This window comes from Streptomyces sp. NBC_00016, from assembly GCF_045040885.1.
GTDB classification, from domain to species: Bacteria; Actinomycetota; Actinomycetes; order Streptomycetales; family Streptomycetaceae; genus Streptomyces; species Streptomyces coriariae.
In genome coordinates this window covers 1-13,235 of record NZ_CP108305.1, presented here as the reverse complement: position 1 = coordinate 13,235, position 13,235 = coordinate 1, and the positions used below count along the sequence as shown (strand labels likewise).

Genomic DNA, 13,235 nt, shown 5'->3' with positions numbered 1-13,235 from the left:
GTACAGTTTCAGATCACATGTGAAAGGGGGAGTGATGACCGATCTGTTCGATGCGGTGGATGCGCTGCTCAGCCGCCCCGCTGATGTTCTTCCTCCGCCCGAGGTGCGGGCTCGACTGCGCAAAGCCTCCGGCTTGACGCAGGGAGAAGTAGCCGATGCCTTCGGCGTGCATCGAATGGCCTTCCTGCGGTGGGAAAACGGCCACTCGATGCCGCGCCCAAAGCACCGGGCCGCCTACTTGCGCCTGCTCAGAGGGTGGGCCGAGAAGCACCCGGACGCGGCCGTAGGCTTCGAACTCTCGGAGGCGTGCTGAGGTGCACACGACCTCCCGATCACCGTAGAAACGCCGAAGCGGCCCTGTCGCCACAACAGGACCGCTTCCTAGCGAATCGACTCGCAACCCGTCAAAGCTTCGAGTCGTGAGCAGCGAGGTGACCTCGTCTGCCGGGTGATGCCCGTGAGCCCAAGGGCCCGCGTGGTCACCTATACCCAGAGTATGCGCAGTAGATTGCGCAACGCCACTACTCAAGGGTTCTGATAGGTCACATGTACTGGTCACGGCTCCCCTACCTGGGGAGATGACCCACTTGCACGGCCCGCCCTTCCTCTCGCGCCGGACAACCGGCGCTGCTCGCCCGTCCAGCCAGGCCCCGGCTTGGCGCGCCTCCGCCTCCGCTTGCGACCCGGTCGAGGTGCGTCGGTGATCCAGCACATGAACCTGGTCTTCCAGGCCGATGACCTGAGCGTCGGTGAAGGCGCCTTCCTGATGGCGTGCTGCAACCACACCGACCAGCGCGGGTACGTGATTGCGTCCATGCAGCAGCTGGCCGACGAAGCGCACATGAAGATGACGGCCGCCAAGGCGAACAAGCAGCGGCTCATCGAGCGCGGCCTGCTGGCGGCGAAGGACCGGTACAGCCCGAAGAACGGGGCCCGTATCGCGGACCTGTACCGGGTGAACCTGGAGCTGCTGGCGAGCATGAAGCGCGCGCGCACCGACTACGGGCCGACCCTCGTCGAAGAGCTGACGTTCCCTGCCCCGCCACAAACCCGCAGGTCAGACCCCCCGTCGGATTCCGACCCTACCCCCCGTCGGATTCCGACTCCCCCCGGTCGGATTCCGACCCGCCCCCGGTCGGATTCCGACGGGGGCGGGGGGTCGGATTCCGACCCCCTTCTCCTTCCTTCTATTAATCCCTCTTCTCTCTCTCCTGCCGCAGCCGACGCTGGAGCTCCGGTCAGCGCCTCGCCGGACGGAGAGAGAGAGATCGATGCTGCGCCAGGAAGCCAGAACCTCTCCGGGGCTGACGTTCCTCAGCAGCGCGCGAGTTTGGGCAAGAATTCGGCAGCAGGGGTCCGGATCGTGGATGCGTACGCGGCTGCCCTCGGCCGGCCTGTGCTGAACGGCACCAGGGCCAAGCTGGAAGGTCAGGCCGTTGAACTCCTCGCGCAGGGCCTGCCGGAGAGCTGGCTGAGCGACCGGGCGCAGGAACTGGCGGCACGCGGCTGGTCCGATCTCGCCCGCCATGCGGAGCGGTCGACCGCTCCGCTCCCGTCCGAGGGCAAGGCTGCAGTGAGCGGGCCCGGCTTGCCGGAGTGGTGCGGTGAGTGCGGCGAGGGGACTCCGGCCGCGCGCCTCAATCCGCGGTTCCGCACGCTCGGGCCCGTGGGTACCGGCGAGCAGTGCCCGAACTGTCACCCGGCCCGTACGGCTCCCGCAGGCTCGTAAGGCCGCTGAGCGGCGCTGAGCCTGCCTCTCGGCTGCCTGACGGGGAAAGCCTCGCCGGACAGTCGGATCGGCCCTCAGCGGGCCATGTAGACGATCAAGAAGGGAGGTCCCGATGGGTCTCATCGGTGACGGCCTGGACCGGGCCATGCAGCAGGCGTTCACCCGCCCCATCCCCAAGACCGCCGGGGCACAGATGCGTTTCCTGGTCAGACAGTTGGACGGCACTCGCGCGGTGGCCGGCCTGCTGGGCATCTCCCAGCGCACCGTGGAGCGCTACGTACGCGGGCAGTTCAAGCACCCGCGCCCCGATCTCGCGGACCGCCTGGCCGACGCCGTCCGGGCTCGCTGGCAGCCGGGAGTCCGCGCCCGCGCCCGGAAGGCGGCAGCCACCTCGCAGGGAATCGTCATCGAGACCCGCGCACGGTTCGGATTCACCGCCGCACCCGGCACCACCGACGACGGACGCATGCGCCGTCTCACCCAGGCCCTGCCTCCCGAGTACGCGGCCCGGCTCTTCTCCGCGCACGAACAGGGCGCGTCCGAGGGCGAGCTGGAGCGGATCGCCGCAGAAGGACTCCAGGAGGTGTACTTCAAGGACGGCGGCCGCCGCGCCGGAGATCTCACGGTCGAATTCACGGACATCGACTACATCGACTTTGGGCTGTAGCGACGTCAGGCGGGCTGCTCCTGGCCTGGACCGAGCCGACGCCGTTGGGCGGCGGCCGGCTCCAGGATTTCGACGCCGGCGGGGGGTGGCTGGGCCGCGGCTCGCTCAGCGGCGGTTCCTGGCCGATCGAGGGCGGCGGCGGGGACGGCGGGGAGGGGCTGGGGACCGGTGCCCAGAGGGCGGCGGCGGGTGGCGCTCACTGGATCATCCTGGCAGGTCCCATGCCGGGCCGTTACCGCCCTGGTTTGGCTGCGAGGCAGCACGCCACCACCCGCGGGGATGGCTGGTTTGCGGTCTGTAGACCCTCCCAAAGAAGGGAACGTATGTTTCATTTTCGGGGTAGTGAGTACGGTGCGGATGTCGGGTGGTTGGATGCCAGTGCCCGGTGGTGCGGCGGGTCGTTGGGGTTACCGCGGGCCGTTCCTGTGCCGTCGGGGATGAGGCTCGGTTCGAAGGGATGGAGGGCCGGCCGGTGAGTGACCGCAGTTCGATCGAGTGGACCGAGGCGACGTGGAACCCGACCACAGGGTGCGACCGCGTTTCGGAGGGGTGCGACAACTGCTACGCGCTGACGCTGGCGAAACGGCTGAAGGCGATGGGATCACCGAAGTACCAGGCCGACGGTGACCCGCGAACTTCCGGGCCCGGGTTCGGGCTGACGGTGCATCCGGACGCCCTGCGCGTGCCGTACGGGTGGAAGAGTCCGCGGACCGTGTTCGTGAACTCCATGAGCGATCTGTTCCATGCTCGGGTGCCGCTTGACTATGTGCGCCGTGTCTTCGACGTGATCGCGGAGACCCCGCAGCACACCTACCAGGTGCTCACCAAGCGGGCGCGCCGTCTGCGGCAGGTTGCCGACCGGCTGGAGTGGCCGCCGAATCTGTGGATGGGTGTGTCTGTGGAGAGCGCGAAGGAGCTGCCGCGCGTCGACGACCTGCGGCAGGTGCCGGCGGCGGTGAAGTTCCTGTCCTGCGAGCCGCTGCTGGGGCCGTTGGACGGGCTGGATCTGACGGGCATCGACTGGGTCATCGCCGGAGGCGAGTCCGGTCCTGGGCACCGGCCGCTGGACGAGGCGTGGGTGACGCAGATCCGGGACATCTGCCAGGAGGCCGGGGTGTCTTTCTTCTTCAAGCAGTGGGGCGGCCGCACGCCGAAGGCCGGCGGCCGCGAGCTGGACGGCCGAACTTGGGATCAGATGCCGCAGCTCGTGGTGGCGTGAGAGCAGCCGGGGCCTTGTGCGGTCAGTGGTTCAGGCCGCAAGGCTTCCGGGGTGGACAGTGATTTCCCGCGTCCTGCGCACGCCCACCCCGTTGCTGGGAGTCTTCCCCTGCTCATGCAGGAGGCGTACAGCCTTGCGCACCACCGGCTCCGGTACCTGGCCGTAGAAGCTACCGAAGACCTCCAGCGTGTAGTCGACCAGCTTGATGGGCCGCCGTGTGCGCAGCAGCAGCTTCTCCAGGTTGTCCGCAATCTCCGGTACCGCCCGGGCTTCCAACTCCTGGGGGTCCGGCCGGCTGGAGAAGAACGACAACTGTCCCTCGCTTTCTTCCTCCTCCCGGGTCTCGAAGGTCTTCCACCATTCGTCCCGGGCGCGGGCAACGGTGTCGCCGAACACCCACAGCCCATACTGGCTGCGGGTTGCGAAGACCAGCCGGTAGACAGCTCGCTTGTGCGGCGCGTGCGACACGGGTACCGACTGCACGAACATGCCCGTGCGCCGGGCAAGCCGACGGGCGTACTCGGCTGCCACGGCCTCGATGGCGTCTTCCGCGGCGCCAGCCCTGGCGGAAGCCGCCGACGCGTCGGCGAAGTACTCGCGCCACCACGTGCCGCCGCAGACGTCGTCGAAGCGTTGCAGCGACTTCTCGTTCCCCTTCGGGGAGCGGACATGACCGCCCAGACGCCAGACCGCCATCATGCTGAAGTTCATCAGCAGCTCGGTCGCCGGCTTCCGCTGCGGCCGCTGCCGCGCCAGGACCTCCACGAGACGGTCCTGGGGCAGCACCAGGCCGCACGGATCCAGGAAGAGGAACAACGGCTCGCGAACAGCGCGCTGGACCACGCTGTCGAGGACACCGTCGACTTCGCCACGGTGGGCGTGTGCGAGAACTCCGCTCGCCCGGTAGTGCCCGACCACTTCGTTCAGACGATCGAACGACTTCTGCTGCGACTCCGTGAAGAAGCACTCCACAGTGATCCCGTGCCGGGCGCGGAAATGGGAAGCGACGCGCAGCGCGATCTCTGCCGACGCCGGCTCACCGTTCTCGTACCGGCCCTCACCTGCATAACCGTCCAGGTAGACGACACGCTTGTCGTGCGACTGTGTGCCCGTCATGCCGCCGAACTGGGGCACGTAGCGTTTCAGGAGCTCATGCTTGAACACGCTGGGCAGCGCTTTGTCTGCCCAGTAATGGCCACCCGTTCCCGTGGACATGGCTCCCCCCATTCCGTCACGGCTCAACTAACTGCCTGTTACGCATAGTCAGGCCATGTACCGAAGCCCGACAAGAGGCCCAACGCGCCACCTGCTGGCTGATCGAGCCTGCACCGCATGAGAGAACGCCGAACTGGCTCCCGGTTCCTGCGGTACCCCATACGGGGTACGCCTGGTGCCACCTGCACCGGCCCTGCTCTGACTGGTCACGGACACGCGAAATTACGGCACCCCTCTTCGGTCCGCAGTCCCCCCGCCAACCCCCGGCCACGGCCGCCGTGGATGCCTGGCGCCGTCTAGCCACCCAGGGAACGCAGCCAGCCTCGAGCGCAGTACGCGCCGAGCCGGGGTTCCGGGCGGCGCCGCCAGAGCAGATCTAGGACTGGACACGGCTGTGGGCGCGAACGCAGGCAGGCCGGGGGCGGATTGACCATCGAGCGAGGCGAGGCCGGGACCAGGGGTCCCGGCCTGCGCTTGGTGGAAGGGCGAGCCACCGCCCGTTCCACAAGAACCCTGTTCGCTGGTTGGAGCCAGAGGAAGTCAGGGCCCGCCCAAGAAAGGGCAGATGTGCGGATGGTCGCAGCATGGTGCGACGACAGCAAGCGGATGTGAGACGAACTCGAAGAAAGGGGTGAGAGGGATATAGGCCCAGAGTGAAGCAATGGCCAAACTTTTGGGGAAAGTGCAGGTGGCCAGAGAGGGATGACGGGTGCGGCGATGCGCCTTGATGGAAGTTGCCACTTGGCGCTGTCTCTGGAACGTGCGACAGATACGAATTTAGTACCCGCGATCGGCATGCGAGCGGACCGATCACTGGCACGATGCTGTGCACCGCGGTGCGGCGGAGCCACCCGCTGCGCAGCCGGTCTTGGTTGGAGCCAGAGTTCGGTACTTCGGTACCGCGTAGCCGCGTGCAGCATCGCGCGCGGCATCGGAACAAGGGAATCCCATGATGCAGCATCGCTCGATACAGCTGAGCAGACAGCATTCGGCGCTAATGATCAGATAGCTCAGTGGCGCTCACGGGGCGTCCCATGGCGCCCATTCCGAACCCAAACAGCTGGAAGGGCCGACTGGCCACAGCACTTCGTGAAGGCCGAACTGCCCTCGGGCTGACCCGTCCGCAAGTCGCCGACAAGGTGGGGACATCGGTCGGGACGATCCAGCGTGCGGAGGCCGGCCGTGATCTGCCGACGCTTCAGATGGCACATGCCATTGCGGTTGTCTGCCGCCTGGATGGAGAGCGGATCGAGTACCTATGGCGGCAGGCCTCGCAGCGCGGGCGCAAAGCACACCTGACGCGGGCACGGCCACTGGCTCAGATCGTCAACTCCGCTGAACTGGGACTGGCACTGAGACGCGCTTGGGAGAAGAACGGCTGTCCGTCGGCGAGAGAAATGGAACGCCGGGCTAAGGCCCGCGTCCGCGAATTCGGACACCTGTCCCGGTCGACGGCGTGGCGAATCCGTGAGCGGGACCAGCCGGTCATGTCGAAGCACCAGCTGTTCGCCTACCTTGTCGCCTGCCAAGTACCGGAAGCGCGCCTCTACCTTTGGGCTGAAGCCTGGCAGCGGGTACGGCAAGCGGAAAGCCGACACGACACTGCGGGTGACGCCCGCCAATGGGCGCTGAAGGAAGCCGAAGCGGAACAGCGCCTACGCGAGGCCGGGCTCGTCCCAGAAGAACGTTTCCGGGGAACCAGTGTTCCCTGGACCGTCCGCTGCCGGCGACGTATGTGCCGCCAGATCAGCAGAATCCGCTACGCGGACTTCGTCGTCACCGGCCGCGGCTGCCGAGTTTGCGGCGGACATGCCGCCTAACGGCACACCCGTCTCGAAGCGCTCACGCCTCAGACACCACGCACCGACAAGACCCACCAGAGCACGCAGACCAGGAGGAGACCCATGCCCGTCATCAGTCGCCAGCCCGCAGGCTTCCGGAAGAGAGTCGCAGCATGGGTCCGCCGCCGCTCCCAGGCGATGCTCTCCAGCGCCCTGCGTGGCGCTGCCTATGGCGCCGGCGCAGGCATTGTTGGCATGTTGTTCTGGTGCATCCAGCAAAGGTTCTAGCCCCTCCCTGAGCATGCTCGGATGCGAGGCTGGCAGCCCCACACAGGAGCCTGTTTCTGTGCAGCCCGAAGACTGTTGAGGACCGGGGGTGTGCGGCATTCTTCAGCGATGCAGTCCGATCCCGAGCCGTGGTACAGCACCACCCTCAACCTCTGGCAACTGGCGGGAGTGCTGGTCGCCAGCTGGACTCTCACCAAAGCACTGACTGAGGGATGGCGCCGCACTATCGGTCGCCGACGCTACGTCACCACCCGCCTCCGCAAGATCGCCCCAGGTGTCCGGCACGACTATGTCGCGTCCCTGCTCGGTGAACCGAAGTGGCAGTCGACGAAGCAATGCACCAGGCTCCGCCCGACCGAGCCTCAAGAAGCCAGCGGCGAGACGCTGAAGGTCGAGCTCACAGTCCGGACCTGGCTCCTGTCGAAATTCTGCTACCTGGTCACATGGTGCGACAACGACGCCGTGGTCATGTACGGGATCACCACGACCAGCTGGTGGTTCCGGCCCTGGATACGAGTCCACGAGACCCGGGTCCGGCTGGGTAAAACACCCTTCGCTGCTCTCACCGATAGCAGCATCCATCGGGCCTGGCTCGGCAACCGCCGGTTCGGGTACTACGAGGAGCACTACTTCGGCAACCTAGGCGGCTACCGATCGTGGTACGTGGGAGTCAACGACTTCGGATACAACGCCTTCCCTGTCGCCGACGGCTGGTTCGACGTTTCGGACCCGTCTCGCACCCTGCTCCTGTCCGATGCCCGTAAGGCGTACCGGGCGAGCGCGCCGATCAACACGGTCGTCGTCAGCGGCATTGCCCTGTACGAGGAGGTCCAGGACGGCCGCTTCTTCGGTATTGCCTTGGGTGCCGACCAGGACCTGGTCCGCCTAGCCGATCCCGAGTACCACGTGCTCGACAGCAGGATCGCTCGTGCTCACCGGCGTGTACGTGCGTGGCGCTGGGACCTGCGCTACCGACGGTGGGAAAAGAAGCAACTGGCGCGGCAACACCAATGACCGTGCCGGGCTGGCGTGCCGTGTGGACATGAGAGTTCTCACAGCCACCGGGGTTCACTGTCCAGGTCCTTAGCAGTGCCCATGGTCCTGCACGGGTCGGCTGCCCCCACACTGGCTGCGTGAGTCGGGCAAAGTTCGTCTTGCAGATCCTTGATGTCAGTGCCCAGCGCTACTGTTAAGGCGAATGTCCCTTGTGCAGGGCGGAGTTGCATTTATGGCGTTCTTGGTGAGGCACGAAGTATGGGGAACCATCGACGCGACAATTCCTGATCTTGGCTGCGGTAGATCTTGGGGCACTGTGCACCGCGTACGACCGCGGGCCCCCCTCACCTGCCGTGAGTGCCAGCACACCATGGTCCCGGTCCGCTCTCCCCGCGGGTTGCGCTTCTTCCGTCACGCCCCGCGAGCCCCGCACTGTTCCATGTCGGGGGGTGAGTCAATTGACCACCACATGCTGAAACTCGAACTTGCCCACGCAGCTCGCGCCGCGGGGTACCACGCCGAATACGAGGTCGCCGCGACGGACCGTTCCTGGCGCGCCGACGTGATGGCGACCAGCGCCGACGGCACACAGCGCGTGGCTCTTGAAGCGCAGCTCTCGTTGATCACCCCGGAGGACATCAAGCAGCGCACGAACCGGTATGAGCAGGACGGCGTGGGAGTCTGCTGGTTCGGTCTCAGACCCCACTCCTGGGTGGGAAGTGTTCCCACGATACTGCTCAATTCCGGTCGAGACAGGGGTGTTTGGTCCGTGAGCGCCGGGATCGCGCGCATGACGAAACTGGACCCCAATTCATCATTTCAGCAGTGGATTCCAGTGGAAGAAGTAACCCTTACCGATGCTGTTGCATGGATCCTGACCGGACGGATGAGGGCATACCGGCCTCAGTCCCTGGCCAAGTCGGTTCTGGACCCGCAAAGTCGGAAATGGCCTTCGAGTTGGGTCGGTCAGAATTCTGACGCATGGGACATGTGGTGGACTACCTCTAGTCACATAGAAACGGACATTCAACAGCATAATGAGTACCGCGAACGAGTCCACCTCACGATCCTGCGTGCTGAATCTCCGATGTGGGCATTTCGTGCGCGAACGAAAATTGAAGATATATCCAGTCTGGAAAAGTTAGTATTAAAGCAATTCAACAACAATGCCACACGCTCCTTGAGTGACTTCCTTATCCGGCCGGACCCCAAATATGCAGACGGGTTAGCCTTCTATGGATATCGCTGGAACGGCTCAGGAACGAGGCGGGACATCGAGCCATTTGTTGTTGTCTGTCCTGACATTATCGGTCCACACGCCCAGTATTGGGCGAATGATGTGCCCGCAGCTTTTCCTGTCCACTATCGAGACCGTCTCGACAGAGTAAAGAATGTTTGGCTATTTGACCTCGAAAAGGGAATTATCTGGCCAGTCGAATCGAAAAAATCAGTCATCGACACCGCTCTCGCAAGTTGGAAATCCGTGACCCCGATCGACGGCAGCTCGCCTGAGACGCAATAAGGGACGAATACCGCGCTGCACCAGCCAGGACCCCACCGGGAGCACGTCGCCGGCGTCCACATGAAGATCGAGGCACCCCAATGAGTCTGTCCCGCCCGGAACCGGACCGACTCACCCCCGCCAGATCCGCGAAATCATCCGCAAGGTCTGTGTAAAGCCGGGTAGCGTCCTTGGCCATGCACAGCGATCTCGGCACCGATGAAGCATGGGAGCGGCTGCGGGCCAGCCGCTCGAACCCACCGGCCAGGGCCAGCACTGGTGCCCGTCGCAAGACTTATTCGGCTGCCCTCGAGCAGCTTGAGCAGATGTTCCGTGCAGCTGCTGTTGTGGGCCCCGCCACCCGCCCGCTCCAGGTCTTCTACGGCCTGAGCCAAGCTGGCCGTGCCATCACGGCAGCAGCCTGGTCACTCAAGGGTGAGGACTGGCGGCTGGACTCCCATGGAATCAAAACCACGGGATTCGACCGCCCCTTTCCTGAAATCGAGATACGAACTGATCCGGCTGGTACCCAGGGCAGCTTTGTGAAGGTCAGCGAAGTACTTGATTCACCCGTATGGGAGAAGACCTCCGTACGCTTGGAAGACGTCTGGGACCTACTTCCTCCGACTCGCCGTCATCCCCTCACATCCAGGAACCGGATGCCTGCTCTGTACACAGATATAGAGAGCGTCGGAGGCCATCTCAACTCCTTGATGAGCCTTCCTGTGTGTGACATCCCCGACCGAGTTATAGAGGCAGGAACCCGCGAAGCACTGGCCGACTTTTTCGCTACTTACCCCGCCCTCGCTGGGCATGCTGGCTACGAGATTACCGGTCCCCTAGGTGACGATGGGCCTCCGGACTACGCTCGCTATCGCCACGGCGGCGGCGAGCTGAGGGTGATGTGGGCCATGCCCGAAGGAGTAACAGACGGTAATGAGCTTCGTAGACATATACGGGCCATAACCCGCAGCTACGCCGGATGTTGGTACTTTCTGCCAGCCCTGCCCCGGATGACCCGAGAACTGCATCCTCTGATGGCCTGGTGGGCCGTCCTATATACCCTGTCGATGCTAGCCCGCTACGAGCCTGCGACCTGGGGCAGGCTCATCAGCGTGGACAACAGCCAACACGCAGTTCCAGTTGAACAGGTCTTGGAACGCGCCATTAGCCACCTTCCTGTTCTGATCGCAGACACAATCATTGAGGTGAGCAGCTAATCGAATCGAAGCCCTGTCGTAGCTACGCCGCTCAGATAGCAGCGGCAGGGAGGAGCAGCGGCCCGGCGAGAAGAATCCAGCCAGGCGGCGACCCTCGCCACTTGATATGCCGGGCCGCCCTCGTACGGTTCCCGGCCAGCGGGCGCGGACGCCAGCTGCTCGCGGGGTTCGCGGCCGGCGCCGCCTACGTCGTGCACCGCCACCCGACTTGGAGCCAGCCCCTCGGCGCCGCGTTCGGCGCGGTCACGGTCATGGTCGCGCTGGTCGGCGTGATCCTCGCCCGGTGAGCCGCACGTCCGTGCCTGGTCGAGGCACCGGGGAGCCCCGACCACGCACGGTCTGGGGGGAACGTGCGCCGCGGAATGGGCTAGTTACTGACCGGCCGGGCATTCCAACCGACAGACCCTTGCGGACGCCGCCGACGATCAGGACGACGCGTCCGTCTTGGACGGCCAAGGGCATGACCCTTGCCACCAGGTTGGGCAGTTCGTCGACAAGAGCAAGATCGCCCGTGCTCTGTCCTGGAGCCAACTGGCGGAGCGGGAGCCCCACATGGCGCTCTCGCCGCCGTGCAGCCTGTCGATGGGTATTCGGGTAGGGAGGCGGCCTGTTAGGCCGTCAGATCGCCACCCAGGCCCTTCCTGGGGGCAACGGAGGTTTAGCAGTCACTCGATGAGACCGATCTTTTCGCTCAGGTGGATCATGAGTGTCGTTGTGGCAGCGAACGTTGCAGCTGCCCAGATGACTGGTTCAGCAGCGCTTTCCGCCACGTGAGTGCCGATGATGTAGGCGCCGAAGGCTGAAGCGATACCTGTCACGACAGCCAGAAGCACCACCAGCACCTTGATTTTGGTGCTCTGGGGCCGCGGCACAGGGACGGGAGTGAACATGGGCAGCTCACTGCTCCCGTTGCGATCCGTTCCACAGTTGCCGGCCCGCTCGGGCTGCTCGTCGATGTGTACCGTCATGGATAGGCCCTCCAGGGTCTAGGGGCCTGCCTGCCACGATCCGCCAAAGACCGACAGGCAGGCCCCACTTCGTTCCCCGGCCTGGAGCGGCCGAGGCTGCCGTTCACGCCCCGCCACCTGCTGAGGCGGCCTGATGGGTGCGTACTCCGCTGAGGGAGTGCAGCGACATTAGCCCCAGACGCGCCGTCATTTCCGGCCGCCCAAAACGGAACTTACCGATGAGTTAAGTAATGCTCTGTCCATAGGGCGTGCGCGCCTACGCGCACGCGTAGGCGCGCGAGAGTGACGCAGTTCACTTCCGCGGACGTTTTCGGCGCTTCCCAGAGCCCTTCGTGAGGCGTTTCTGAGGGACGCTACGGGTGGTCTGTTGACGCTTACGCCCCCTCCCTCGCCGGGTGGATTGGCGGTTGGGTCGGCGACCCTGCGGCCACAAGCCGTACCGACGCAGAACCTTCCTGCGTTTGTAGTCAGCTTCGACAAGCCACCGGTCATACTCTGTTTCCGAGAGATGTTGGGGAGGCCGGCTTCCCTTGCCTCGCTGGATGGCGATGAGCTCCCTCTGGCGCTGAGCTTGCTCCAAAGAGCGACGAACCGAGGCAAACCACTTTGAGACTCGTGGTTTGGTGTAACCGGTCAGGAGAGCGAACTCGTCAATCGCAATGCCTGCGGCCATAGCCTTTCGAACAAGCGCCTTAGCCCTGGCGGAGATCTCCAGATCTCTCTGAACTGTGCGGCGACGCTGTTGATCAATGAGCTCAAGTCGGCACTGAGCGGTCTCAACCGGGACGACTCGAGGTCTTTTCTTCTGCTTGTTCAGCCAACGCATCACAGTCTCGAGCTTGTATCCGGTCATCGCGGCGGACATCTCGAGACTGATTCCGGCTGCCACTGCCTCCGCAATGCGTTTTCGCACGTCACGCAAATTGTTAACACCAGCCAACTTTAAGCGTTTACGACGTCGAGAAATGCGAACCAGGTGTACACGGAGATCCTCGGCCGCCTCCTCTGGCAAAGCCCCGTACCGCCTAGATAATCCATGCTTCATGAACAACCCCCTCGGCGGCATCATGCCAAAGAGCCATCAGGTTTGTAGCCTGGTCAGAGCGATCGCTGGCATGCCGATCGGCTGCGCCATACCGTGAAGCGGATAGTGGACAAAATGCCAATCTCTACACAGCATGGATCGCATGATGCAGGACCGGAAGGTAGCTGTTCTGTGGTGTGGTCAAGGTTCGCCAACGGTACTCGCCGCATCACGTGGTCCACAGATCCGGTGGGTGGTGGTTGGGATGCAGCGCCGTAACCTGGTGTCCATCGTGAGCACGTCGGACACGGTCTGACGGTGGATCAAAGGTCTGTGCGGTTTGTCGTTGGGTGGCTGCCTTGACGGCAGGGGTGTAGTGGGTCAGGATCCCAGACCTTACACAGGCTAGAGGGTGATGCACCCTCATCCCTTGCTGCCCGGCGAAGGCGGTAGGGCGGGAGCGCAGCGGACGCCCAGGATTCCCGCTTGCGGGAATCCCCCTATCCGCGCTTGCGCGGATAGGCACGCTCTAGAATTCCGTTTACGGAATTCATTCCCGCGTTTACGCGGGAATCCGAATTGCGCTTGCGCAATTCGTGCTCTATGCCCCGGCTTGCCGGGGCATTA

The 13,235-nt window shown here is 64.5% G+C and carries 11 protein-coding genes; 9 read left to right on the top strand and 2 right to left on the bottom strand.

What is annotated here, in order from left to right:
- Positions 1–34 precede the first annotated feature (34 nt).
- From OG933_RS45110 to OG933_RS45095, 4 genes are all read left to right on the top strand, one after another.
- A complete protein-coding gene (locus OG933_RS45110) occupies positions 35–313 on the top strand; it encodes a helix-turn-helix domain-containing protein (protein WP_331730757.1) in 279 nt (92 codons plus the stop codon).
- 387 nt (positions 314–700) lie between these two features.
- On the top strand, positions 701–1,729 hold the full coding sequence (locus OG933_RS45105) for a hypothetical protein (protein WP_405633750.1): 1,029 nt from the start codon (positions 701–703) through the stop codon (positions 1,727–1,729).
- Positions 1,730–1,841: 112 nt separating this feature from the next.
- Positions 1,842–2,396 (top strand): telomere-protecting terminal protein Tpg, encoded by a 555-nt coding sequence (tpg, locus tag OG933_RS45100; protein ID WP_331730751.1) that lies wholly within the window; start codon positions 1,842–1,844, stop codon positions 2,394–2,396.
- A 472-nt stretch (positions 2,397–2,868) separates the two neighbouring features.
- On the top strand, positions 2,869–3,615 hold the full coding sequence (locus OG933_RS45095) for a phage Gp37/Gp68 family protein (protein ID WP_331731022.1): 747 nt from the start codon (positions 2,869–2,871) through the stop codon (positions 3,613–3,615).
- A gap of 30 nt (positions 3,616–3,645) precedes the next feature.
- Here the strand turns inward: OG933_RS45095 and tcmP are convergent, their stop codons facing one another.
- Complete coding sequence (tcmP, locus tag OG933_RS45090; protein WP_331730748.1) at positions 3,646–4,830, bottom strand: three-Cys-motif partner protein TcmP; 1,185 nt, start codon at positions 4,828–4,830, stop codon at positions 3,646–3,648.
- 1,034 nt (positions 4,831–5,864) lie between these two features.
- On the opposite strand from tcmP, the gene OG933_RS45085 reads away from it, so the two are divergent.
- The 5 genes from OG933_RS45085 to OG933_RS45065 all read left to right on the top strand — a co-directional run bounded on the left by OG933_RS45085 (position 5,865) and on the right by OG933_RS45065 (position 10,903).
- Positions 5,865–6,650, top strand: coding sequence for a helix-turn-helix domain-containing protein (locus OG933_RS45085; RefSeq protein WP_331730745.1), 786 nt, complete (start codon positions 5,865–5,867; stop codon positions 6,648–6,650).
- Positions 6,651–7,007: 357 nt separating this feature from the next.
- The gene (locus tag OG933_RS45080) at positions 7,008–7,913 is read left to right on the top strand and encodes an ETEC_3214 domain-containing protein (protein ID WP_331730742.1); all 906 of its coding nucleotides are present in this window, start codon (positions 7,008–7,010) and stop codon (positions 7,911–7,913) included.
- A gap of 184 nt (positions 7,914–8,097) precedes the next feature.
- On the top strand, positions 8,098–9,417 hold the full coding sequence (locus OG933_RS45075; RefSeq protein WP_331730739.1) for a competence protein CoiA family protein: 1,320 nt from the start codon (positions 8,098–8,100) through the stop codon (positions 9,415–9,417).
- Between the two features lie 176 nt (positions 9,418–9,593).
- Complete coding sequence (locus tag OG933_RS45070) at positions 9,594–10,616, top strand: YaaC family protein (RefSeq protein ID WP_405633746.1); 1,023 nt, start codon at positions 9,594–9,596, stop codon at positions 10,614–10,616.
- Positions 10,617–10,717: 101 nt separating this feature from the next.
- Positions 10,718–10,903: a hypothetical protein gene (locus OG933_RS45065; protein WP_331730734.1), complete on the top strand. Its 186-nt coding sequence runs from the start codon at positions 10,718–10,720 to the stop codon at positions 10,901–10,903.
- Between the two features lie 378 nt (positions 10,904–11,281).
- Here the strand turns inward: OG933_RS45065 and OG933_RS45060 are convergent, their stop codons facing one another.
- Positions 11,282–11,584, bottom strand: a complete 303-nt coding sequence (locus OG933_RS45060) for a hypothetical protein (protein WP_331730731.1) — start codon at positions 11,582–11,584, stop codon at positions 11,282–11,284.
- Positions 11,585–13,235 lie beyond the last annotated feature (1,651 nt).